This window comes from Gandjariella thermophila (genome assembly GCF_005405885.1).
In the GTDB taxonomy this organism is placed as follows: Bacteria; Actinomycetota; Actinomycetes; order Mycobacteriales; family Pseudonocardiaceae; genus Gandjariella; species Gandjariella thermophila.
On record NZ_BJFL01000053.1, the window covers coordinates 1 to 22,696 of the forward strand.

Sequence of the window (22,696 nt, forward strand, 5' to 3'; positions counted from 1 at the left end):
TGCCGCCGATACCAACGGAGGCCTGTTGGGAATATCGATACCCTTGCCTGGGGCAATGCATGACCGAAAATCGTTTACTGAGTGCGGCTGGGAAGATCTTCTGGCCGATGTCCCAGTCATCGCTGACCCTGCCTACCAGGGAACTCACGCAATCACGCCTCGCAAGAAACCCAAGGGTGGCGAGCTCTCTATCGGCGACAAGGAAAACAACAAGATGATCTCCTCACTGCGCTCTGCCGTCGAACGATGCATCGCCCATGTCAAGAACTGGAAGATACTTGCCACCGGCTTTCGAGGGCGCCTCGCCGAGCTTCCGAATGTCATCCGAATCGTCACCGCACTGGAGTTCTACCGACTTGGCTGGTAAGGGCTCTGAATAACGCTCATGATGTGGTTGGTGTTACTTCCTTGGTACCACCCTGGACGATCCAGTCTTGAAGGATGTCGTTGTTGTGATCCAGATCGTATGTGCGCAGTCCCCAATAGGGTGGGGAAGTGAGGATCAGGTCCACCGACTTGGGCGGCAGTGTGGCGAACAGGTCGTAAGCGTCGCCCCGACGCACTTCGGCCTTGAGGCCATCATCTGACACCTGTGGGTCCAAGCCGGCGTGCATGGTCATGGCGGGAAGTCTACGGTTGGTCATCTTCGCTCCTTCGCCAGCACCGCTGGCGGGCGTGGCGTTTGGCCAACTGATCGCAGCCTCCCCGAAGGAGAGCGAGAGACATACTTGCTGCTGCAAACGCGGCAGTCAACACCGAGAGGGAACCAAACGGCGGCGGAGCCAAGATCTAATGGGCGAGGGTGGTGCGCCAGGCGGGCCAGAGCACTCCCCTCGTGCTTGCGAGGCGGCAGCCGGCTCAAGGCAGGTCGTGGCGGTGCTCGCGAAGCATGGCGAGGAAGGCACGCCAACTGGCCACGCCGAACACCAGCACGTTGCCGTCCGGGTTCTTCGAGTCCCGGACAGCGGCACGATGGCGGAGGCAGGCAACCTCCACGCACTGCGCCTGCCCCTGGCTGTAGCTGCTCTTGCGCCAGACGGCCGTGGTCAGGTCAGGGCTCAACGGGCATCCCTTCCTTGTTGCTCAAGGTCCTGGGCGACTGCAGCAATCATCCTCGCAGATTCAGCAGGCGAGAGCGCCAGCGCGCGAAGGTCGTCGAACATCAGGCTGTAGCGGGCGATGTCCTCGTCCTCCTCAAGCGTCAGGCCGCCGGCGGGGTACTCGACGGACACCGCCGATGGGTACTCGCGGAAGTCCAGGATCGAGAAGGAGCCGGCCATGCTGCAGTGCGCGCCGGCGCTGTAGGGGAGGATCTGCACCTTCACGTTGGGAAGCTCGTTCAAGGTGAGCATGTGGCGGAGCTGCTCGGCCATCACGTGGGCGCTTCCGACGACCCGGCGGATGACGCCTTCGCTCAGGATCGCCCAGACCTCAAGGGGCGGTGAGTCGGTGAGGCGCTGCTGCCGCTCCAGGCGTGCGGCGACCGAGCGGTCGACCATGTCAACCGGTGTCACGTGCCGGGCGGCCAGGTGTACGGCACGCGCGTACTCCTGCGTCTGCAGGAGGCCGGGTACGAGTTCAAGCTCGACGTGCCGGACAGTGACGGCGTCGGTCTCAAGGTCAACGTACGGGCGGAACCACTCGGGAAGGGCAGGGCCGTACTTGGTCCACCAGCCCCGCTTGTTGGCGTCCCGCCGCATGGCCTCAAGCGTCTCGCGGGTCTGGGCGGGTGCCTCGTAGAGCTCCAGCAGGTCGGCGAGCTCGGCCTTGCGGACGCGGTGGACGCCTCGCTCCATGTTGCTGATGGTCGCGACCGTGACGCCGATCAGCTCCGCCGCGTCCTTCATCGTCTTGCCGGCATTTTCCCGCAGACGGCGCAGCTCACGGCCCAGGCGCCGCTTGCGCGACGTTGTGATGACCTTCTTCGTCATGGACCGTTGCCTCCGTCTGATCAACGTCCTACCTGCATGACCTTACGGGCCGATGCCTGTCCGGAACCGGGGAGGGTTCACCCGAATGGACCGGTTGAGACTCTAAATTCAAGGATCTAGAGTCGACGGTGCGGATGGAGCCCGGTGCTCGGGTGCTGGGTCGACTGCGAAGACGCGAGCATCCCCTCGGGCTCCGTCCGCCCCTCAAGCAGCGGCAGGGCCGGATAGACGAGCAGGTCCCTTCGTCCCCCGAGCGAACGGGTTTGTGTCCCCGACGCCGTCCGGCTCTGCCGCCCCCCAAGCGAGGAATGGGGAGGCGGAGTTGTTCACGTACACAACGACCATGTCGGCGGCGGACTCGTGGACATGGTCGGTACAACGGGCGCCGTTCCAGCGGACGCCTGCGGAGAAGATCCCGGTGCACTGGCGGTTCCACGCCATGCTCAACCGGGAGAAGGGCACCATCCTTCTGGATCTCACCTGGCCGCGGCAGGAGACCGGCGGTCCGGAGGGGCTTGGGCAGGAACGGTGCGAGGTTCCGATCGACAAGCTGCAGCAAGCAGCGAACAGGTACGGGTCGGTGCACGTGGTGCTTGACCAGCTCTACCTCGCGATCTTCGAGAAGCACAACATCAAGCCGCCCGCAGTGCCGCTTCGCATGGTCCGCGGCGGGACCCGGGCCCGCAGCGTCAACAACTCGGGAGGTGGTCCTATCGAGTTCGAGTAGTGAGGAACCGTCCGACCGAGCCCGCCCTCGTTTGGCCTGATCGCACAGAATCCACCCAACGGCTCGGCGGCGGTGAGTTGGAGGGGATCAGCAACGCCCCTGCTGATCCCCTCCACCCGTGTAGGGCTAACGAACCCGCTTGTTTCTGATGGCCTCGCTCCTTCCGTGCCCGGATGGACAGCAGCGCGAGGCGCTGCATATGTGCTCGCAGAAGGCTCTGCGCGCGCTTGCGGCGCTCCTCCGGGCAGAGCTTCTGTTCTGGATCAACCAGACGCTCGAAGCGCTCAAGGAACGCCTGGGTCCCCGGCGCAGTGCGTGCCTGCCGGTCGGGCGTTGCCGCCCACGACGTATGAGCGGCGATCTGCGCGCGGAGACGCTTCTCCGATATGTGGTTGTCCTCGTCCATGATCGCGGAGACCGTACGGGTCATGAAGGCTCATTCCCGGTCACCTTCACCTCCCGAAACACAAGGTTCCCCGGAGCCCCCCGAGCTACTCCTACAACCGGTCGCCGAGAGCAAGGGAACGAGAGGCGGCGCGGGCGCGTTCATCGGCGGCGCTGGCTCCGTACCGGGAGAGCATGGCTCGGGTGGACCAGCCGAAGAGCCGCATGGCATCCGTCTCGCCGCCACCGTTGGCGAGCCAGACGTGGGCTGAGGTGTGGCGAAGCTGGTGGGGGCGAACGGGCTTTTCAAGCCCGGCGAGCCGCGAGCGACGTTTGAGCATCTGGTACAGGCCGGTTGTCGTGAGCGGGCCGGCGTTTCCCCGACCGCCGCGGGGTGCGGCAAGCCAGAGCATGATCGATGCGGCGTGCGGGTGCTTGGTACGAGCGCGGAGGTACCGGGTGAGCGCTCGCCCGGTCCGGGCACCGAAGGGCAGCATTCGAATCTTGCCGCCCTTGCCCACAAGGCGAACAAGATCCTGGGTGAGATCGACCTCTTCCAGGCGGATGCCGACGATCTCTTCGCGCCGAGGACCACCCGGCTCACTCATGAGCCGGATCATGGCCTCGTCCCGCACGTCCAGGAAGTCGCGGCTGCGGCAGGTTGAGAGGAGAGCCTTGAGCACGTCATCCACGACGATCGGTACCGGACGCTCGGGGACCTTGGGCTCGCGAAGCCGTGCCATAGGCGACTTCTCGATGAGCTCTTCCTGCTGCGCCCAGTTGTAGAAGCGCCGCAGCGCCCGAAACCGATTGGCAGCGGTTGCAGCCGAGGTCCGGTTCATCACCTTGACAAGGAAGTCCTGGATGTTCTGCTGGGATAGGAGGAGAAGATCCCGGTCCTCATACATCGCGGCCAGCTGGTCCAAGGCCTCGCGATAGTTGGCCACCGTGCGGGGAGAACGGTTCTCCACCCGCAGGGTTCGCTCGAAGTCCCTGATGGTCGCGATGTTCAGGGAGGACTCGGGGTTCATGATCTTCACCTCGGTGGTGCGTGATCCTGGGTAACCAGGTCGGATGAGCACCAAACATAAGCCGCTTTGGGAGCGGCGTACACCGAGGTGAAGATCGGGAGAGTGACCTAAAGTGGCTGGTCAGAGGCTTGGGGTGCGCCGTCAGGGACTCGAACCCCGAACCCGCTGATTAAGAGTCAGCTGCTCTGCCAGTTGAGCTAACGGCGCCCGCACGGTCTCTCGCCGTGCGACGCGAAGAACGTTAGCACAGCGTCCACGCGGGCTACCAACCGGCTGGTCAGCGAGCCGACGGTAGGCCCAACGGGGTGGGTGGGGCAAGGGGTCGTGACGGTGTGCAGCGGTTCGGGTGTGACGGAGGTACCACCCGGTCGGTGGGTGGGCGAAACGGGCGGCACTGGGTGACCCCTGTCATGGTTGTCCTACCTCGTGTCGGCACTCGCCGGTCGTCACGAGCCAGAGGGGGGTTGTCCGATGGTGCAGTCCGCTGTTCGGGGCGGTAACGGACCGCTACGGGGAAGCCTCGGTGTCGCGGCCATGTGGGGGGTGCTGACCGTGCTCATCGCCGCCTGCACCGGGGGAGGCGGGCCCGACCCGGGGCCGGGGTCCGTGCGGCTGGTGATCCTGCCCGCCGACCAGGCCGCCGGCGTCGAGCCGGATAAGCCGGTCACGGTGTCCGCCACCGGCGGGCGGCTGACCGAGGTGGTCGTCACCAATCCGGAAGGGAAGCGGGTCGCCGGCGAGATCAGCCCGGACGGGCGGCGGTGGACGAGCACCGAGCCGCTGGGGTACGGCCGCGGCTACACGGTCCGGGCCACCGGTACCGGCATCGACGGCCGCACCGCGACGGCCACGTCGAGTTTCACCACGGTGAAGCCGGACAAGCAGGCGTCGGTGTGGATCAACCCGGGCGACAACGAGGTCATCGGCATCGGGCACCCGCTGGCGTTCACCTTCGACACGCCCGTCACCGACAAGGCGGCCGCCGAACGGGCTATCCGCATCGAGACCGTGCCCACTGTGGAGGGCGCCTTCCACTGGTTCAACGACAAGGAGTTGCGGTGGCGGCCGCGCGAGTTCTGGAAGCCGGGCACGAAGATCACTATCTCGGCCGACGTGTACGGCAGGAACCTCGGCGGCGGCGTGTTCGGGCAGTCGGACGTGCGGGCCACCGCCACCGTGGGGGACGCGGTGGTGGCGCACGCGGACGGTGCCACGCACCAGATGACCGTCGAGGTCAACGGCCGGGAGGTGCGCACCATCCCGATCTCGCTGGGCCGCCCGGCGTTCCCCTCCAACAACGGGATTCACGTGGTCTCCGACAAGGGGGAGAACGTGGTGATGGACTCGATGACCTTCGGCCTCGCGTATTCCGCGGGCGGCTACCGCACCACGGTCCAGTGGGCCACCCGAATCTCCAACGGCGGCGAGTACGTGCATGCGGCCCCGTGGTCGGTGGGCGAGCAGGGCTACAGCAACGTCAGCCATGGCTGCATCAACATGAGCACCGAGGCGGCCCGCTGGTTCTTCGGACTGGCCAAGCCGGGAGATGTGGTGATCATCACGAATTCCGGCGGGCCCGAGCTGCAGCCGTGGGACGGCTGGGGCGATTGGCAGATGCCGTGGGAGCAGTGGATCCGAGGCGGAGACCGCTGACCGCGGAAAGCGGCCCGCAAACACGAACGGGTGGTTCCGAACGAACCGGAACCACCCGTCGACTGGGGTGAGTGACGGGATTTGAACCCGCGACACCTGGGACCACAACCCAGTGCTCTACCGACTGAGCTACACCCACCACGTTGAACGGCCCCTGCGGGCCGCGCCGGCAAACATCGTAGCGTGCCGGTGCACGCGAGAAGAAACCGGCCGGCCGGAGGCGCTCAGCCGGTGCTCCCGCGCAGCAGTTCCGCGGCCACCGCCTGCGCCTGCTCGGTCGTCGGCCCGGGCAGCGGCACGAACAGGGTGCGCCGGTAGTAGGCCAGCTCGCGGATCGACTCCCGGACGTCGGCCAGCGCGCGGTGGGCCAGCCCCTTCTCCGGCTGGACGTAGTACACCCGGGGGTACCAGCGGCGACACAGTTCCTTGATCGAGGAGACGTCCACCATCCGGTAGTGCAGGTGCGCCTCCAGCGTCGGCATGTCACGGGCGAGGAAGCCGCGGTCGGTGGCGATCGAGTTGCCCGCCAGCGGCGCGGTGCGCGGCTCCGGCACCCAGGTGCGCACGTAGTCGAGTACCTTCCGCTCGGCGTCGGCGAGGGTGACCGTCGACCGGCGGACCTCCTCGGTCAGCCCGGAACGCGCGTGCATCTCGCGCACCACCTCGGGCATCCCGTCGAGCAGCTCGTCCGGGGCGTGGATGACCACGTCCACGCCCTCGCCGAGCACGTTGAGCTCGCCGTCCGTGACCAGCGCGGCGATTTCGATGAGCGCGTCACGGCCGAGCTCGAGGCCGGTCATCTCGCAGTCGATCCAGACCAGTCGATCAGTCACCCGGCCGAGCCTAGTCCGCGACGCAGCGTGGTCACTCGGTTCCACCTGCGGTGGCGCCCGTCACGGCCGGGCATAGGCTGCCGAACGAACCGACGCGCCTGGTCCACACGGACCAGGCGCGGTGATTCGAACGGGGGTGTACCCGCCGGGCCGAACGCCGCCGCGGCGACACCCCGGACGGAGGGAGGCGCCGTGCCCGACGTGTCCCGCGGCGGCCATGACGGGTCGGCACCGCTTGAGCGGAAGACGCGGTCAGCTCGCCCGGGTCGGCCAGTCAATGGCGGCGGGGGCGGCCCCGCTCTGCGTGGCGGCCCTCGGTGGCCAGTCGATGGAGGTGGGCGTGGTGGCCGTGGCGGAGGTGCCCGCCGCCATCACCGGCGCCGCCGCACCCGCCACGATGCCCACACAAAGGGCAGCCACAGTCAAGCCGCGGGTTATAGGGTTCATGACCATCGTCAAGCTCCGTTCGATTGGTAGCCGCAGTGCGTGACGGGAATGACCAACAGGCGCGACGCTCCCAGCAGCCGCCGGTGGCGCCCCGCGCGGGAAGAAACTTCGGTGCCCGGCTGCGCTCGCTTCGGCAGCGCCGCGGCCTCGCCCAGAAGGATCTTGCCGGCCCAGGCGTGTCCATGAGTTACGTCTCCCGCCTGGAGTCGGGAGACCGCGTCCCGTCCACGGCGGTGGTGGCCCGGCTGGCCGCCGTGCTCGGGATCGAGCCCACCGAGTTGCTGGGCGAGTCGGGAAGCCCGCGCCAGGAGGCCGCGCTGCTGTGGTGCGAGGCGATGCTCGCCTACCAGAGCGGCGAGCCGGGCCGCGCGATCGCCCTGCTCGGCGAGCTCGCCGGATGCCAGGAGGACGAGCTGTTCGTCTGGGCCGCGCAGTGGACCAGGGCCGCCCTGCTTGCCCGGGAGAGCGACCCGCAGACCCTGCTGCGGGCCGTCGACGAACTTGGCGAGGCGTGGTCCCCGGGACGCGGCGTGGACGCGCAGGTGGAGATGTTCCGCGCACAGGCGCTGCGCAGGCTGGGCCGGCCCGCCGATGCGGTGCGGGCGATGCGCACCGCGCTCGAGCTGAGCGCCGCCGACGACACGCCCGGCGCGGAACGGGTGCGCCTGCGGGCCCGGGTCTACCTGGCCATGGAGCTGGCCAGATCGGGGCGGCTGGGCGAGGCGGAGCAGGTGATCAAGGAGCTGGGCGACGCGCCGGGCACCGGCAAGGGCGACCGGATGGCGGTGTCCGCGTGGTGGGTGCGGGGCCAGGTGGAGAGCCGGTTGGGCGAGCACCAGGCGGCGGGTGAGTCGATCCGCCGGGCGCTGGACCTGCTCGACGACGCCGACCCGGACCCGACTTTCCGCAACCGGCTGCGACTGGCGGCCGTGTCGCTGGCCCTCCGCTCGCCCGGCCCGGACCTGGACGAGCTGGCCAGGACGCTGGACCAGGTGGAGTCCGAGGTGGCCGGTCCGCGCTCGGAACTGGCCGCGCAGACCGACGGGCTGCGGGCGGAACTCGCGCTGCACCGGGGTGACGTCGACGCCTGCTGGCGGCTGGCCGAGCACGCGCTCGCCTCCGGCGCCTTGGACGCCGACGACGAACTCCGCTGCCGCCTGCTGATGGCCCGCGCCGCCAACCAGGCGGGCGACGACGCCCGGCTCGCGGTGGCCCGCACGGAGCTGGCCAACCTGCTGGACAAGATCGGCACCGACGTGGTTGACCCGGTGATGTGGCGAGATGTCGCGCGGTTCGCGCTGCGTGCCCCCAGCCGGCCCACCGGTTGACAGCGTACGTGCGCACCCGAGCGTCCCGGTGGTCAGCGTTCTTGCCGGCACACCGCCTCGGATTTGCCTCCCGGTGCCGGCTGGCCCCAGTCGACCGATGGGCTGCGGCCACGCCCTCGTCGACATACCGCACTCCGCCTGTACTGCTCTGCGCTGATGAGCGTACGCAGAAGGTAGTTGAGCTGTCTTCACTTGCCAAGTAGGAGTAGTCCGGAAGACTGGCATTCCTGACGGTAAGTCGCCGGCAGCGGGAAACCGTTAGCCCAACTGGACGTCTCGACAGGCATAATGGGGCGAAATGGCCACGCCCTAGTGTGACGGCACAGCGTCCGACGTCCGGGATCGCCCTCGGTGACCGCCACCCGGGGGAACCCTGCCGCCTTCCCGAATGATGGGAATGCGGTGCTCGTGGCGGTGTTTTCGGGTATGGGGCGGCCCGTCGGGGAGTGTGGCCAATCCCGCGTTGTCATTTTTTGTCAATGGTTGTTGACACCCGGTGTTCGCTGGTAATGTTCATGGCGTCAAGCCAGTCAAATGCTTGACAAACTTGGGTGCCGCACCGTGGTGGCGGCCTCGACGTGACGGCACCCGGGCATCGCGGAACCTGGTCCCCGCGCTGGCCTCCTGGCCAGGTCGTGATGCCCGCCCCGGTGGGGGTTCCCTCCCCCTCTCGTCCACCCTCGCCGGGGCGTGACAAGCCCGTGGGTGGGGCGCGGCGTGCCGGTTGATCCGCGCCCCACCTACGGGGTCCCACAGGGATTCCCGGCGCTGACTAGCCACAGTGGACGGTCTACTCCACGTCCTCGGCCTGGTCGCCGTCCACGGACGCGTCCACGGCGGCCGCTCGCAGCGCCGCGCGCAACCGGCCGGCCTCCAGCGGTTCCAGGATCGCCGTCTCTCCCGGCGGCGCGACCAGCACCACGTGGCCCTGGCTGACGAACACCGTGACGTCCCGGCGCCGGCCGGCGACGTCCCGGCAGCTGACCGCCCACTCCCTGCGGCTCACCACGTCTCCCTTCTCGCGACTTCGCGCCCCCGCGACCGGGTCGGCAGGGCTCCGCCCGCCACCCCGGTCGCGGGCCTGACGGCCCCGGCGCGCGTCATGCGGAACCGGCCCAGCGAAAACGGGCCGCCAGGCCCGTGCGAGCGGCCGGTGTGGCGACCGAAGGTGCGGGCCGCACGGCGACACCGCATGACGCGAACGCCTGCGGGAGCACAGCGCGCACGGTGGCCACCTCGGGCACCAGGGCCTGACACGCGCATGAGGGAGCCTCCTGCCCTGCCGACCTCCGGCCGCGCGCGGGCGCCCACCCTAGCTCCCACACCGGAGATCGAATGACCTGGTCGATGCGGCAACGGAAAATTCCCCAGAGCGCCGGACGGCGATGCCGACCGGCCACCGCTAGCGTCGCATGTGCGGATGCTCCACGCGTCCGGGGAGGACACGAACATGACCGAACCGCAACGGATTGTCGTCGTGGGGGCCGGGCTGGCCGGTGCGACCGCCGCGATCACCCTGCGGGAGCGCGGGTTCGACGGCGAGGTGGTGCTGCTGGGCCGGGAGCCGCACCGACCCTACGAGCTGCCCGACCTGTCCAAGGCGCTGCTGCTCGGCGACGCCGACGCGCCGACCTGGGTGGCCGGCGAGAGCGCCTACGCCGAGCGCGGCATCGACCTGCGCACCGGCACCGAGGTGCGGGAGGTGCGGCCGGCCGACCGCGTGGTCGTCGACGACCGCGGCGGCGAGCTGCGCTACGACCGGCTGCTGCTGGCCACCGGGTCCCGGCCGCGCACCCTGCCGCTCCCCGGCGCCGACCTCGCCGGGGTACACCTGCTACGCACCCTGGACGACTCGCTCGCGCTGCGCGAGGCGCTGCGGCCCGGCCGGCGTCTGGTCATCGTCGGCGCCGGCTGGATCGGCTGCGAGGTGGCCGCCGCGGCCCGCCGGCACGGCACCGAGGTCACCGTGCTCGACGTGGCCGCGCTGCCGCTGCGCAACGTGCTCGGCGAGCGGATCGCCACGGTGTTCCGCGACCTGCACGCCGAGCACGGGGTGGCCTGGCGGCTCGGCACCGGCGTCCGGGAGCTGGCCGGCGAGGACGGCCGGGTGCGCGCCGTCCGGCTGGTGGGCGGCGACGAGCTCCCGGCCGACCTCGTGCTTCTCGGCGTGGGCGCGGCGCCCCGGCTGGAGCTGGCCGAGCGGGCCGGCATCCGGACCACCGGCGACGTCCCCGGTGGGGGAGTCACGGTGGATGCCGCGCTACGCACCTCCGCGCCCGGCGTGGTCGCCGCCGGGGACATCGCCGCGCACGACCACCCACGCTACGGGCACCAGGTCCGCGTGGAGCACTGGGCGAACGCGAAGGACCAGGGAGCCCACGCGGCGGGTACGCTGCTCGGCGAGGACACGCCGTACCGGGCGAGCCCGTTCTTCTTCTCCGACCAGTACGACCTGGGCCTGGAGTACCGGGGCCTGGCCGATCCGGATCGGGACGAGCTGGTCGTGCGCGGCGATCCGGCGTCCCGCGAGTTCATCGCGTTCTGGTTGCGCGACGGGTCCGTCCGGGCCGCGATGAACGTCAACTCCTGGGACCACGGGGACACGCTGCAGGCCCTGGTGGACCGGCAGGCCGCGGTGCCGGCCGATCGGCTGCGCACCGGCGACCTCGCATCCCTGCTCTGACCGCGCCGAAGCCGGCGTCGCGGGGAGGTCCTCCGGGGATGGCTCAGCGCTCGGCGAGCCGTTCCAGCAGCTCGATCGCGCGGCTGAGCAGCCGCAGCTCCTCCTGGTCGTATTCGGACTCGAGGACCCTGGTCAGCCAGTCCTCCCGGGAGCGGCGCGCGGACCGCGCGGTCTGCCAGCCCTGCTCGGTCAGCTCGATGAGGATCTGCCGCCGGTCCGTGGGGTGCGGGCGGCGGGCGACGAGCCCCTCGGCTTCCAGCGCGGCGAGCGTCGCGCTCATCGACTGCGGCCGGACCCGCTCGGCGGAGGCCAGTGTGCTGGCGCTGGCCGGCCCGTCGTCGGCTAGTCGGCTGAGCACCGACACCTTGGACATGGACAGCCCGTCCTCGGGGTCCTGTGCCTGCAGGGCGCGCAGCAGCCGTCCCACCAGAACCCGAAGATTGCCAGCCACATCGCCGACTAAGGGACTCTCCATCATCACGTCCAGTGTCATCGCACACCTCACCTGAGGACGTGGCGTTTGGCGCCACCACCCACGCAAGCGCTGCTGCAGCTTGCGATCTTGGATACGCGGCGGCGAGGTGGTCTGGTTCAGCCGTCCTGGCAGGATCACACGGTTCTTACTCGCCCGCGGACGCCCTCGCCAGGTCGTGGTCGGCGTTTACGCTGGTCGCCGCGCTACGGCGGGACCGGGTCAGCGAGAAGAACGCCGACAGGGCGAGGGCGCCGAGGCAGGCGATGACGAGCGCCATCGGCAGGGCGCTGGCCTCGCCGAGACCGACGAGCGGCGCGGCGACGGCGCCGACAATGAACTGGGCCACGCCCAGCAGCGCCGACGCCGAGCCCGCCGCCCGGGGGTAGTCGGAGAGGGCGAGCGCGGTGCTGTTCGGCATGACGAAGCCGATGCTGGCCACCACGACGAACAGCGGCGGCAGGATCGCCGGCAGGCCCAACCCGGCCGCGGTGACCGCGAGCAGCGTCAACCCGCCCACGCTGCTCGCCACCAGGCCGCAGACCAGCAGCCGGGCAGGTCCGATTCGGCCGACCAGCCGGCCGTTGACCTGGCCGCACACCATGATGCCCACCGAGTTGACTGCGAACACCAGGCTGAACGCCTGCGGCGACAGGCCGAACAGTTGCTGGAGCACGAACGGCGAACCGGAGATGTAGGAGAACATCGCGGCGAAGGCGAGCCCGCTGGCCAGCGCGTAACCGAGGAACACCCGATCGGTGAGCAGCCGGCCGAAGGTGCGCAGCGTGTCGCCCAACTCGCCGGAGCGGCGCCGCTCGGCGGGCAGCGTCTCGGCCAGACCCAGCCCGGCGGCCAGCAACAGCACCGCGCCGAACAGGCCGAGCACCACGAACACGCCGCGCCACGACGTCAGCCGCAGCAGTTGCCCGCCAATCACCGGGGCGAGGATCGGGGCCGCGCCGGCGACCAGCATGAGCATGGAGAAGTACCGGGCGGCGGCCGCGCCGGAGTGCAGGTCGCGCACGACGGCGCGGGCGATCACGATGCCCGCGGCCGCGCCGAGACCCTGCAGCAGCCGCAGCGCGGTCAGCGCCGGCACGGACGGAGCGACCGCGCACAGCAGCGAGACCGCCGTGTAAAGCAGCAGGCCGGCCAGCAGCGGGCGGCGCCGGCCGAGCGTGTCACTGAGCGGGCCGGCGAGGACCTGGCCGACCGCGATGCCCAGTACGCACGCGGTGAGGGTGAGTTGCACCTCCGACTCGGCCGCGCCGTAGCCGCGGGCCAGCGCCGGCAGCGCGGGCAGGTACATGTCGATGGACAGGGGTCCGAACGCGGTGAGCCCGCCGAGGATGAGCACGCGGCGCAGTCGCCGCCACCGTGACTCTTCCCGCGGGCTCGCGCTCATCGCTGCACTCCCCAGTTCGTGCGGTTGCCTGGCATCGGCCCCGCGCTGTTGAGCGGCGGGACGCGAGTGGCCGCCCCCCGCGTCAACCGTGCCGCCCGCGGTGTTGTTCCCGCCCGGTGAGGGCACCCACAGCGCCGATCGATGCTCGAGGCCCAACTATTTTCCCTATGCTAACTAAACAGTTATCCTCGGCTCGGCGGACATGATCGGCTTACGGGGGCGTGACACGCGGGTGACAGCGTCGACACGGATCGGGCCGGACGCCACCGGCGCCGGGCTGCCCGCCCGGCTGGTCCTGCCGATCGCGCTCGGCACCCTGCTCCAGGCACTCAACTCGTCGATGATGGCGGTGGCGCTGGGCCAGATCCGGGACGAGTTCCACGCCGGAGCCGACGCCTCCTGGCTGATCTCCGCGCTCTACCTGGCCACCGCGGTGGGCGCGCCGACCATGGGACGCCTCGCCGACCTCGTCGGCCCGCGGCGGGTGTTCCTCGGCGGGCTCGCGGTGACCGCGGTCGCCGCCGTGGCCGCCGTGTTCGCGCCCACCATGGGTTGGCTGATCGCCATGCGGGTGCTGCTCGGCATCGGCACCTCGGCCCCGTATCCGGCCGGGCTGGCCATGATCCGCGCCGAGGCCGACCGCCTGGGCCTGCCCGGCGCCGCGGGCGGGTTGGGTGTGCTGGCCATCGCCGGCCAGGTGACTGTCGCGTTCGGACCGGCGCTGGGCGGCGCGCTGGTCCAGCTTGCCGGGTGGCGGGCGATCTTTCTGGTGAACGTCCCGTTCCTGGTGGCAGCGGCGGCGTTCGCGGTGCGCTTCCTGCCCGCCATGCCCGGAACCGTTGGTGTACGGAACGTGCTGGTCCGGCTGGACGTGGCCGGCATGGTGCTCTTCGCCGGGGCCATGGGCGCGCTGATGCTGGCGCTGCTCTCCGTGCCGGGCCACCCGTCGTGGTCCGGGCTCGCCCCGCCGCTCGCCGCCGCCGTGCTGCTCGCCGGCCTGCTCGTGGTGCGCGAACTGCGCTGTGCCGCGCCGTTCCTGGACGTGCGGCTGCTGGCCCGCAACGGCGCGCTGACCGCCACCTACCTGCGCACCGCCCTCACCTACGTGGCCTTCTACGCCGTCTTCTACGGGTTGCCGGCGTGGCTGGAGCGGGGCAGGGGGCTCGCGCCGGCCGAGGTGGGCCTGGTGGTGCTGCCCATCGCCTGCCTGGGCGCGATCACCGCGGCCACCGCCGCGCGGCTGTCCCGGTGGCGCGGCGCCCGGCCGCTGCTGGTGACTGGTTCGGCCGCGTTCCTGGCCGGCGGCCTGGCCATGACGGGCACCGGCGCGGGCACGCCGGTGGCGGTGCTGGCACTGCTGGCCGCGCTGCTCGGCCTGCCCAACGGGTTCAACAACATCGGCAACCAGACCGCGCTGTACGCGGCGGCGCCGGCCGAGCGGATGGGCGCGGCGTCCGGGCTGTACCGCACGTCGCAGTACATCGGCGCGAACGTGGCCGCCGGCCTGATCGAGATCACCTTCGCCGGGCCGCCCTCGGACGCCGGCCTGCACCGGATGGCCGCCGCCGTGGTCGGGATCGCCGCCGTCCTGCTGGTCACCGGCCTGGCCAGCCGGCGCCTGCGAGTGGCAGGCACCCGACCGGTTCGGGCCCCCCGGCATCGCGCCGTTGACCGTTGACCGATACCGCTGGCCGGCGTGCCGGGGACGCACCGCGAGGTGTCCGCTTGCGACACTGGGGCCGATGCACGTTGCCGGGGGCAGGGAGAGCGGTTGACCGACCCGATCACGGCGGTACTGCTCCGGGCCGCCGAGCTGACCGCCTCGGGCAGGGCACGCAAGGCGGTCGAGTTGCTGGGCCCGGTGGTGGCCGCGCACCCGCACCACGCCGAGGCGTGGGGCCGGCTGGCCGCCGCACGGCTCGACGCCGGGGACGCCGGGGGCGCGCTGGACGCCGCGACCCGGGCGCTCGCGCTCGGCGTGGACGCCGCATGGGCGCACCGGGTGGCCGCGCTGGCCCTGTCCGAACTCGGCCGGCACGGCGAGGCGGCGGTGGCCGCGCGGGAGGCGGTGCGCGCCAAGCCGGGCGAGTGGCGCTGCCAGGTGACGCTGGCCGAGGTGCTGGCCGCCGCTCCGGAGGGCGACGACGCCGAGGCCGCCGGCGCCGCCCGGCGGGCCGGCGAACTCGCGCCGGACGAGCCGCGCCCCTACGAGGTGCTCGGCGACATCGCGTTGCGCGGCGGGGACCGGGGCACGGCGGAGTGGGCGTACCGGAAGGCGCTGCGGCTCGACCCGGACGCCGACCATGCCAGGCGCAACCTGGCCAGGCTTACCCGGCAGCGGTCCCGGCGGCTCTCCTGGCGGTTTCCCGGACGGCCTTCCGGGCGGTTCTCGCGCCGGCTTCCCCGCGGGCTTTCCCGGCGGCGCGGCGCACCGGCCGCACCCACCGGCGCGCCGCCGCTGGGTGCGGAGCGCGTGCTGTGGCGGCTGCTGGTGCGCCTGGCCGGCGTGCTGGCCGCCGGCACGCTGCTGCTGGTCCTCGCCGGGCAGTCGGCGTCGGGCCGCTGGCTCGGCTGGGGCGGGATCGCGCTGCTGGCGGTGCTGGCCGCGGTCACCGTGCGGACCGTGGGCCGGGTGCCGCGCGGCGGGCTGCGGCCGGTGGCCCGGCTGGTGCGGCGACGCCCGATGCTCGCGCTCGGCACCGCGCTGCTCGGCGCCGCCCTGCTCGTGACGGCCGGCTGGACCGTCGCGGTGGTCGCCGGCATGGCCACCGTCCAACCGCTGGTGCCGGCCGGCCTGTGCGCGCTGCTCGCCATGGCGGTGTCGGTGCCCGGCCGGCTGGTGCTGCGGCACCGCCGCGCCCGCGGACCGGCCGGCTGACGGCGGATTTTCGGACGCCGGTGGTTCCGCGGCTGCCGGCGACGTGGTAGACGGACGGCAGGAGGATGGCCGGCTCTCGACGTCGAGGATGCGGCCAAGGGACCGGGAGGAGCGGCATCGTGGCTGGCAGGCCCGCGGACTATCAGAACGAGATCTACCTCCAGGGCCTCGGCGGCCAGGTGCCGCCGTTCACCACCAACCCCAACGAGTTGGAGGAGTCGGCGCGCGGCCGGCTCGGCCCCGGCCCGTTCTGGTACGTGGCCGGTGGGGCCGGCGCGGGCGCGACGATGCGGGCCAACCGGGAGGCGTTCGACCGGTGGCGGATCGTGCCGCGGATGCTGCGCGACGCCACCATCCGGCACCTCGGCACCACCGTGCTGGGCACCGAGATGCCCGCGCCGGTGCTGCTCGCCCCGATCGGCGTGCAGTCGATCGTGCACCCGGACGGCGAGCTGGCCACCGCACGGGCCGCCGCCGAACTCGACGTGCCGATGGTCCTTTCCACCGCCTCCTCGTACAGCATCGAGGAGGTCGCCGAGGCGAGCGGCGACGGCGCCCGCTGGTTCCAGCTGTACTGGCCCAACGACGACGAGGTGTGCATGAGCATCCTGGACCGGGCGCGCAAGTCCGGTTTCCGGGTGCTCGTGGTCACCCTGGACACCTGGACGCTGGCCTGGCGGCCGCACGACCTCGACCAGGCCTACGTGCCGTTCATCCGCGGCGTGGGCACCGCGATCCCGTTCTCCGACCCGGTGTTCCGCGCCGGCCTGGAGCGCTCCCCCGAGGAGGACCTGACCTCGGCGGTGCTGCGCTGGGTGCCGATGTTCACCGGCACCGACAAGAGCTGGGAGCGGCTGCCGTTCCTGCGCGAGCACTGGGACGGCCCGATCGTGCTCAAGGGCATCCTGCACGTCGACGACGCGCGGAAGGCCGCCGACGCCGGGGTGGACGGGATCGTGGTGTCCAACCACGGTGGCCGCCAGGTGGACGGCGCGGTGGGCGCGCTGGACGTGCTGCCGGAGATCGCCGCCGCGGTCGGCGACCGGATCGAGGTGCTGTTCGACTCGGGCGTGCGCACCGGGGCCGACGTGATCAAGGCGCTGGCTCTCGGCGCCAGGGCCGTGCTGCTCGGCCGTCCGTACGCGTACGGCCTGGCGCACGGCGGCGAGCCCGGGGTGCGGCACGTGGTTCGCGGCCTGCTCGCCGACCTGGACCTGACGCTCGGCCTGGCCGGCTTCCGCGGCGTCGCCGAACTCACCCCGGACGCGTTGCGCCGGTTCTGAGCTCAGCGGGTGGCCAGCGACTCGGTCAGCCGGCTGGCCAGGGTGCTCGGATCGGCGGGGGTGATGGTCACCCAGGCCCGGCCGTCGGAGCCGGGCCGGCGCACCGCGACGTACCGGCCGGCGGCCGTGTCGAAGTAGGTGACCGGGCCCGGCGCGCGATGCTTGCGGCCCAGGTGGTCCCGGCTCGCGGCGTAGAGCTGGCCGCCGCCGGTGCGGGGCTGGTCGAGCAGCCGGCGCAACTGCGCGGTGGACGCGTTGACGCTGGTACTCGCGGACACCATCACCCCGCCGCCGTACCCGGGGCCGTCGCCGGCGCTCCCGCCGACCTCGTCCTCCGGCATGGAGATGGCGCTGCCCCGGCCCGCCGGCGCCTGGGGGAGCAGCGCGACCAGCGCGTCGGCCGCGCCCGCCGCCCGCACCGGCTCCAGGGTGAGCTGGTTGTTCAGCAGCACCGCGCGCACGGCGTCCTCGCCGGACACCGCGACGACGGCGGACACGGTGTCGCTCTCGGCCGCATGCCACCAGCCGTAGAACTCCTGGTGTGCGCGGGCGATCAGCCGCAGCGCGGCGAGCAGGTCCGGGTGGATCTGCTCGCCGCGCGCCAACCCCAGGGACGCCAGCTCGGCGAGTGCCCTGCGCTCCAGTTCGGCCCGCTCCTCGTAGGTGGTTCCCGGGGACGGGGTGAGCAGCGCGCGGTGCTTGTCCGGCAGCCGCTCGGACTCCCAGGCCACGTCGTAGGCCAGGGCCGAGATGGTGATTCTGGACCGCAGCACGGTCCCCCCTGTTTTCACTTGGTCTGTTGTGGACGGTGGTCGGATGCGGCGGTTCAGTCTTCGCCGATGACGGGCGGCGCGACGAGTTGGCCGTCGCCGAACACGTCCTCGGTCTCGACCAGGTAACCGGGCCGCTGGTGCTCGGAGTCCTCGCCGCCCTTGCCGCCCCGGCCGCCGGCCATCGGGCCGCCCATGGCGCCGGCCGCGCCACGGCCGCCCGTGGCGCCACCGGGACCCATGCCGCGCGCCGCCGCCGCTTCCTCGGCCGCCGCGCCCGACGCGGCGCCCGCGCCGAGGTTTCCGCTGCCCGACCCGAACCGGCCGGCCGATCCACCGGCCCCGCTGGCCCCACCCGCGCCCAGGCCGCCGGTCCTGCCGCCGTAGCCGCGACCGGCCCGGTACTCGTCCTCACCGCCACCGAAACCGCCCGGCCCGAAGCCGGGGTACCCGCCGGCGCCGCCGCCAGGCCCGCCGGACCGGTCGGAACCCCGGTAGCCGCCGTAATCGCCGGGATTGCCGTACGGGTCGCTGCCGCCGGGGCCCGTCCCGGGCGGCCAGTTGCCCGCGCCGGACGGGTTGGTCGAACCGCCCGGGTTCCAGCCGCCGGGGTTGGTGTCGCCGCCCGGCCCGGGGTAACCGGGGGTGTTCGGGCCGCCGCCGTGCGGGGTCCAACCGCCGCCGCCGATGCCGCCGGGGCCGCCGTAGCCCGGACCGCCGCCGCCGGGGCCCGGAACGCCGCCACCGGAACCGCCACCGCCGGGGCCACCGCCACCGGGGCCGCCGGTACCCGGCTGCTGCACGTCGACCTGCATCGCGGTGGGCGCGGTGAACTGCGGCATTCTGCCCATGTTGGTCGTCGTGCTGTTGCCGTACTCGGTCAGCGCCTGGATGGCCTGGTTGTCGGCATCCTGCTTCTTCTGCATGGCGTCGTCGTAGTCCGTTGACCACGGGACCCAGTCGTTGTACCAGGGTTTGTCCGGCACATTCGGGGGCGGACCGACCTTGCTCTGCGCGTCGCGGAACGCCCCGCTCTGGCTGGCGACGTTGCTTGCCACGTTATTCGCCGAGCTGCCGGTGACATCCGCCCACTCGCCCAGCGGCGAGATCGACCCGTGCGCCGAGTCGGCCGCCTGGCCCTCCCAGGTGGCCTTGGAGTTCTTCAGCGCGTTCTCGATCGTGTCCCGCACGTCGAGATGCCCGTTGGCCAGCGTGTCCCACTGCTGATAGTTGATATCAGTGGTCTGCTGCGGCCCCTTGCCCTTGTGGAGCCAGTCGTAGATCGTCTCGGCGTCCCAACCCTGGGGTCTCGGAGTACCCACCTCAGCCGCCCCCCTTCAGATTCCCAATAACGATCTGAGCGACCTGTTCCGAGACTGTGCATGGTGTCTTGTATTGAGCGGAGGTTTCATTCTGCACATGGACGGCAACCTGGAACCCGGCACCCTGCGAAGTCGCGACCCCTGTCGTGCATTCGCCGTGTGCAGCGTCAGTGATGTCGCCATCGACAGCTGGATAGCCGCTCACCTGCGTCGGACGGAATACCGGGAATTTATCTCGATTTTGATAGATTCCCTCTAATCCGTGGGCCTTTGTCAGTACGGATACCGTGACGGTGGTGCCATTGAATGCGTCGGGCGACCTCCATCGGCACTGAGGTCCCACCGCCGATTCGCCGCGAGAACCCGAGGTAGAGGCTCCGAAGGGTGTCAGCTGGCTCGCAGTCAGCGCACTACACGGGTCACTCTCATACTTTGACAGGTTGAGCGTAGGCTGTGTCACGGGAGGAACGCCGCTATCAGAGCTCGACGGCGCACTGGACTCCGAGGCGCCGATTCCCGATGTGATGGGAGACGGCTGCCCCGGTGTCGAAGAACAGCCAGCTACTGTCACGGCTGCGGCGCCGAGCACGAGCGCCACCGTCCTCAGTCTCACGACTGGATTCCTCCGAATTTCTGGCGATTCGCGTCCTCGGCGTTCTGATAGCCGGATGCGCTGGCCTGCAAATTGGCGATCGTGTTCTTCAACGCTTGCTGTGCCTGCTTGTTGGCCCATCCGTAGCCGCCCGGGTCATCGCCCGCGACATGCTTGATCGTGTTTGCCGCCTGGCCGCTATAGGGGTCGCCACCGGGTGGACCAACTTCTCTGAGGCTGTAGGACTGGTCGTACAGTTCCTGCAACTTGTCGTAAGCATCTTGCAGACCTTTGATCAAGGTCTGTACGCCGTCGCGGGAGACCATGAAGGTCTGCTGGCCCGAGGGTGTGTCGGCCTTGAAGCTGACCATGTCGCTGTACCACGGGCTACCGCCGCCACCGTCCTTCAACAACACCGTCCTCGCCCCCTCCAAGGCATCCGAGCTAGGGAGATCGTGCCACAACCGGCCGACACCCGGGCCGGGTATGAGCAAACCCGCACACTTGGACGGAGCACGATGCCTGTTGGTTCCGCGTGAAGAGCCAGGTCAGCGGGCTGTAGGTCGCGGCCGCCCGTCAGGGGACGCGGCGGGCGAGGGCCGTGGCGACCGCGATCACCACCTCACAGGGATCGACGCCGGGGAAGCGGCTGTTGGAGAGCGTGACGCCGGCGGAGCCGCGGGACAGACGAATGATCACGATGCACATCTGGCCCCCGCGCACGTGCTCGGTGGCTGCGGGGCGGAAGGTGGCACGCCGCAGGGCAGCAGGCTTCCCGGCAACGGTGATGCTCTGCGTTTCCGAGGACTGAATGTCCGCCGGGTCCAGTTCCGGTCCCCACACCACCGTGGCCAGGAACGGCACCAACTCCGCGTGCGCGGTCGGTGGTTCGGGATCGCCGGGGCGGGAGACCGATCCCTGACTGGCGCTGTTGTCGAAGTTGCAGGCGATCGTGAACCGAGCGCCCTCTTTGGGGTTCGTGCGTTCCGCGGGATGCTCGTCGGCGGGCCGCACCGCAGGGGGGAAGTCGCCCCAGCTCACCGCATGGCACGGGTCGAACAGCGCGTCGGGGGGCGTGGTCACCACGGCGGTCGTGGCGGTCGTGGTGTCCGGGCTGGCCGTTGTGGACACCGCGAGCTGCGGGCTGGGAGCCGCCACGGGGTGACCGGAGACGGCATGGGTGCATGCGGCCATGGCGAACACGGGGAGCAGGACCAGCAGGCGGCGCTTCATGGCCGGCCGCCCGTGGTGAGATGAGCGACGGCCGCGTCGAGGTTTTCCAGCAACATGCCGGCCTCGGGGCAGGTGAAGCGCAGTACGGTGCCGCCGGCGGTGGTGAGCAGCAGGTCGGGGTGCTCGATGCTGATGGTCAGCACACAGCGCCGACCGTGGTGGTCCGCGTAGTAGGCCCACCAGGTTCCCGGGGGCATGAGACCGGGGTCGCGCACGGAATCCTCCTGAGGTGTTGGCGTGCGGGATTGAGAAGCGGGGAGTGGTCGGCGGCGCGGCACGGCGGCGCCAGGGAAGGGGTGACCGTGGGGCTGGACGCCGCCAGACGGCGCGCGCCGCCGACCACGACGGCCCGGTGGTGTTGTCGGCGAGGAACCGGGCCGCGACACAGGGCCGTGAACCCCGATGGGCTCACGGGCAGGTGGTGTGGATCAGTCGTGGACGAGTTGCAGGTAAGCCGTGGCCAACTCGCAGATCAGCCGGCGAAGCCGGGACGGCGGGAAGATCAGCCGAAGACTCTGCCGCTGCGGCAGGTCTAGGGCCAGTTCCATCGCCGGAGCCCCGGATGTTCGGCACACCCCGCGTTCGATGACGGGCAACTCTTCCGGTGTGGCGTGCGGTCCGACGCGCAGCAGGCGCGGGCCGTGGTCCTCATGTGTCACGGGGATCTGGGCGCTGCCGCTGGTGCGCAGCGCGTGGAGCAGGGCGCGGGCCGAGCTTCCGCTCAACGCGACCGTGAAGCGGACGGTGGAGGCCAGCCGCAGCAGCAGCCATCGCCCATCGCCGCTGAGTTCGATCTGCGAGTGGCATGTGCTTCCACCAGGCACGAAGCCCTCCACGCGGCGGTAGAAGTACGTCACGTCCCGCTGCCCGAACGGCGCTGTTGCCATGTATCCCCCTGGCGGATCACTAAGTGGAATGGAAACTATCATGGAATAGCTTCGTGCGGCGTCATCCGATCGAAGGAAGGCTGGGATGACTCTCCGTAGGCGAGCAGACTTGCGCTGATCCGCTGATCACGTCCGTGCCGGAGGTTCTGTGGTGGCAAATCGCGAAGACCCGATCGTCCATCGGATACAGCTCGGCAGCGAGCTACGCCGCCTCCGGGAAGCGGCCGGCAGGACGACGACCGAGGCGGCGGAGCATCTTGATTGCGGGCAACCGAGGATCAGCAAGATCGAGCACGGCAAGCTGGGTATCAAACCCGACGAGGTTCAGTTACTTCTGGACTTTTACGGCGCTTCTGACGAGGACGCTGAGGCTGTCCTTGAACTCGCCGCACGGCGCCGTTCACGGACGCGTCTGTCCTATCGGGACGCTGTTCCGCGATGGTTTCGCCGGTTTCTGGCGTTGGAATCGGCGGCCTGTGACCTTCGGATCTATGAGACGGAGTGCATCACCGGACTACTGCAAACTGCGGAGTACACCCGAGCGGTGATTCGGGCGTGGGAGCCCGATGCCGACGACCAGGAGATAGAACGCCAGGTGCACGCAAGGCTGTCGCGCCAAGCAGTGCTCACCCGCACGGACCCGCCGCCGGCCCGGCTCGAGGTGATCTTCAACGAGTATGCGCTCCGTCGGGTCATCGGCGGAAGCGAGACAATGAGCGTTATTCAGAGCCCTTACCAGCCAAGTCGGTAGAACTCCAGTGCGGTGACGATTCGGATGACATTCGGAAGCTCGGCGAGGCGCCCTCGAAAGCCGGTGGCAAGTATCTTCCAGTTCTT

At 70.6% G+C, this 22,696-nt stretch carries 24 protein-coding genes and 2 tRNA genes; 9 read left to right on the forward strand and 17 right to left on the reverse strand.

Annotated elements, in window-relative coordinates; all coding sequences use genetic code 11:
• A partial coding sequence (locus FFT21_RS26430; protein WP_137816641.1) for a transposase family protein occupies positions 1–367 on the forward strand: 367 nt, incomplete at its 5' end.
• A 16-nt stretch (positions 368–383) separates the two neighbouring features.
• On the opposite strand, the gene FFT21_RS26435 is transcribed toward FFT21_RS26430, so the two are convergent.
• The 3 genes from FFT21_RS26435 to FFT21_RS26445 form a co-directional block, all read right to left on the reverse strand.
• Entirely contained in the window at positions 384–620 is a 237-nt protein-coding gene (locus FFT21_RS26435) for a site-specific DNA-methyltransferase (RefSeq protein ID WP_137816642.1), read from the reverse strand.
• 238 nt (positions 621–858) lie between these two features.
• A complete protein-coding gene (locus FFT21_RS26440) occupies positions 859–1,062 on the reverse strand; it encodes a DUF397 domain-containing protein (protein WP_137816643.1) in 204 nt (67 codons plus the stop codon).
• Entirely contained in the window at positions 1,059–1,931 is an 873-nt protein-coding gene (locus tag FFT21_RS26445) for a helix-turn-helix domain-containing protein (RefSeq protein ID WP_137816644.1), read from the reverse strand. Before FFT21_RS26445 ends, FFT21_RS26440 begins: the two co-directional genes overlap by 4 nt.
• 343 nt (positions 1,932–2,274) lie before the next feature.
• Here FFT21_RS26445 and FFT21_RS26450 point away from each other — a divergent pair, with 343 nt between their 5' ends.
• On the forward strand, positions 2,275–2,658 hold the full coding sequence (locus tag FFT21_RS26450; RefSeq protein WP_137816645.1) for a hypothetical protein: 384 nt from the start codon (positions 2,275–2,277) through the stop codon (positions 2,656–2,658).
• Between the two features lie 497 nt (positions 2,659–3,155).
• Here FFT21_RS26450 and FFT21_RS26460 read toward each other — a convergent pair whose 3' ends face one another.
• Together FFT21_RS26460 and FFT21_RS26465 are read right to left on the reverse strand one after the other, a co-directional pair.
• Positions 3,156–4,073 (reverse strand): tyrosine-type recombinase/integrase, encoded by a 918-nt coding sequence (locus FFT21_RS26460; protein ID WP_137816646.1) that lies wholly within the window; start codon positions 4,071–4,073, stop codon positions 3,156–3,158.
• A gap of 134 nt (positions 4,074–4,207) precedes the next feature.
• Positions 4,208–4,280: transfer RNA gene (locus tag FFT21_RS26465), tRNA-Lys, on the reverse strand.
• 327 nt (positions 4,281–4,607) lie between these two features.
• On the opposite strand from FFT21_RS26465, the gene FFT21_RS26470 reads away from it, so the two are divergent.
• Positions 4,608–5,726, forward strand: a complete 1,119-nt coding sequence (locus tag FFT21_RS26470; protein ID WP_225978785.1) for a L,D-transpeptidase — start codon at positions 4,608–4,610, stop codon at positions 5,724–5,726.
• Positions 5,727–5,789: 63 nt separating this feature from the next.
• On the opposite strand, the gene FFT21_RS26475 is transcribed toward FFT21_RS26470, so the two are convergent.
• Positions 5,790–5,865, reverse strand: a tRNA-His gene (locus tag FFT21_RS26475).
• An 85-nt stretch (positions 5,866–5,950) separates the two neighbouring features.
• Positions 5,951–6,559 carry an oligoribonuclease gene (orn, locus tag FFT21_RS26480; protein ID WP_137816648.1) on the reverse strand — a complete coding sequence of 203 codons (609 nt, stop codon included), beginning with the start codon at positions 6,557–6,559 and terminating at the stop codon, positions 5,951–5,953.
• 530 nt (positions 6,560–7,089) lie between these two features.
• Between orn and FFT21_RS30430 the strand changes: the two genes are divergently transcribed.
• A complete protein-coding gene (locus FFT21_RS30430; RefSeq protein WP_192909765.1) occupies positions 7,090–8,334 on the forward strand; it encodes a helix-turn-helix domain-containing protein in 1,245 nt (414 codons plus the stop codon).
• Between the two features lie 790 nt (positions 8,335–9,124).
• Here FFT21_RS30430 and FFT21_RS26495 read toward each other — a convergent pair.
• Positions 9,125–9,343: a hypothetical protein gene (locus FFT21_RS26495; protein ID WP_137816651.1), complete on the reverse strand. Its 219-nt coding sequence runs from the start codon at positions 9,341–9,343 to the stop codon at positions 9,125–9,127.
• A 441-nt stretch (positions 9,344–9,784) separates the two neighbouring features.
• Between FFT21_RS26495 and FFT21_RS26500 the strand changes: the two genes are divergently transcribed.
• Positions 9,785–11,017, forward strand: a complete 1,233-nt coding sequence (locus FFT21_RS26500; RefSeq protein ID WP_137816652.1) for an NAD(P)/FAD-dependent oxidoreductase — start codon at positions 9,785–9,787, stop codon at positions 11,015–11,017.
• A 43-nt stretch (positions 11,018–11,060) separates the two neighbouring features.
• On the opposite strand, the gene FFT21_RS26505 is transcribed toward FFT21_RS26500, so the two are convergent.
• Together FFT21_RS26505 and FFT21_RS26510 are read right to left on the reverse strand one after the other, a co-directional pair.
• Positions 11,061–11,510 (reverse strand): MarR family winged helix-turn-helix transcriptional regulator, encoded by a 450-nt coding sequence (locus tag FFT21_RS26505; RefSeq protein ID WP_225978786.1) that lies wholly within the window; start codon positions 11,508–11,510, stop codon positions 11,061–11,063.
• 127 nt (positions 11,511–11,637) lie between these two features.
• The gene (locus tag FFT21_RS26510) at positions 11,638–12,894 is read right to left on the reverse strand and encodes a Bcr/CflA family multidrug efflux MFS transporter (protein ID WP_137816653.1); all 1,257 of its coding nucleotides are present in this window, start codon (positions 12,892–12,894) and stop codon (positions 11,638–11,640) included.
• Positions 12,895–13,126: 232 nt separating this feature from the next.
• Between FFT21_RS26510 and FFT21_RS26515 the strand changes: the two genes are divergently transcribed.
• The 3 genes from FFT21_RS26515 to FFT21_RS26525 all read left to right on the forward strand — a co-directional run bounded on the left by FFT21_RS26515 (position 13,127) and on the right by FFT21_RS26525 (position 17,055).
• Entirely contained in the window at positions 13,127–14,572 is a 1,446-nt protein-coding gene (locus FFT21_RS26515; RefSeq protein WP_225978787.1) for an MFS transporter, read from the forward strand.
• 93 nt (positions 14,573–14,665) lie between these two features.
• Entirely contained in the window at positions 14,666–15,772 is a 1,107-nt protein-coding gene (locus FFT21_RS26520) for a tetratricopeptide repeat protein (protein ID WP_137816655.1), read from the forward strand.
• A 119-nt stretch (positions 15,773–15,891) separates the two neighbouring features.
• Positions 15,892–17,055 carry a lactate 2-monooxygenase gene (locus FFT21_RS26525; RefSeq protein WP_225978788.1) on the forward strand — a complete coding sequence of 388 codons (1,164 nt, stop codon included), beginning with the start codon at positions 15,892–15,894 and terminating at the stop codon, positions 17,053–17,055.
• 2 nt (positions 17,056–17,057) lie between these two features.
• On the opposite strand, the gene FFT21_RS26530 is transcribed toward FFT21_RS26525, so the two are convergent.
• From FFT21_RS26530 to FFT21_RS26560, 7 genes are all read right to left on the reverse strand, one after another.
• Positions 17,058–17,828 (reverse strand): ESX secretion-associated protein EspG, encoded by a 771-nt coding sequence (locus tag FFT21_RS26530; protein WP_192909766.1) that lies wholly within the window; start codon positions 17,826–17,828, stop codon positions 17,058–17,060.
• Positions 17,829–17,881: 53 nt separating this feature from the next.
• The gene (locus FFT21_RS30435) at positions 17,882–19,147 is read right to left on the reverse strand and encodes a PPE domain-containing protein (RefSeq protein ID WP_192909767.1); all 1,266 of its coding nucleotides are present in this window, start codon (positions 19,145–19,147) and stop codon (positions 17,882–17,884) included.
• A gap of 1 nt (position 19,148) precedes the next feature.
• A complete protein-coding gene (locus FFT21_RS30810; RefSeq protein WP_225978789.1) occupies positions 19,149–19,760 on the reverse strand; it encodes a DUF3558 domain-containing protein in 612 nt (203 codons plus the stop codon).
• Entirely contained in the window at positions 19,757–20,155 is a 399-nt protein-coding gene (locus tag FFT21_RS29350) for a PE domain-containing protein (protein ID WP_192909769.1), read from the reverse strand. Before FFT21_RS29350 ends, FFT21_RS30810 begins: the two co-directional genes overlap by 4 nt.
• Positions 20,156–20,315: 160 nt before the next feature.
• Positions 20,316–20,972, reverse strand: a complete 657-nt coding sequence (locus tag FFT21_RS26550; protein WP_137816659.1) for a DUF3558 family protein — start codon at positions 20,970–20,972, stop codon at positions 20,316–20,318.
• Complete coding sequence (locus FFT21_RS26555; RefSeq protein ID WP_137816660.1) at positions 20,969–21,187, reverse strand: hypothetical protein; 219 nt, start codon at positions 21,185–21,187, stop codon at positions 20,969–20,971. The genes FFT21_RS26550 and FFT21_RS26555 overlap by 4 nt, the downstream gene beginning before the upstream one ends.
• A 213-nt stretch (positions 21,188–21,400) precedes the next feature.
• The gene (locus FFT21_RS26560; protein ID WP_137816661.1) at positions 21,401–21,859 is read right to left on the reverse strand and encodes a hypothetical protein; all 459 of its coding nucleotides are present in this window, start codon (positions 21,857–21,859) and stop codon (positions 21,401–21,403) included.
• A 151-nt stretch (positions 21,860–22,010) separates the two neighbouring features.
• Between FFT21_RS26560 and FFT21_RS26565 the strand changes: the two genes are divergently transcribed.
• Positions 22,011–22,610: a Scr1 family TA system antitoxin-like transcriptional regulator gene (locus FFT21_RS26565; RefSeq protein ID WP_192909770.1), complete on the forward strand. Its 600-nt coding sequence runs from the start codon at positions 22,011–22,013 to the stop codon at positions 22,608–22,610.
• Positions 22,611–22,696 lie beyond the last annotated feature (86 nt).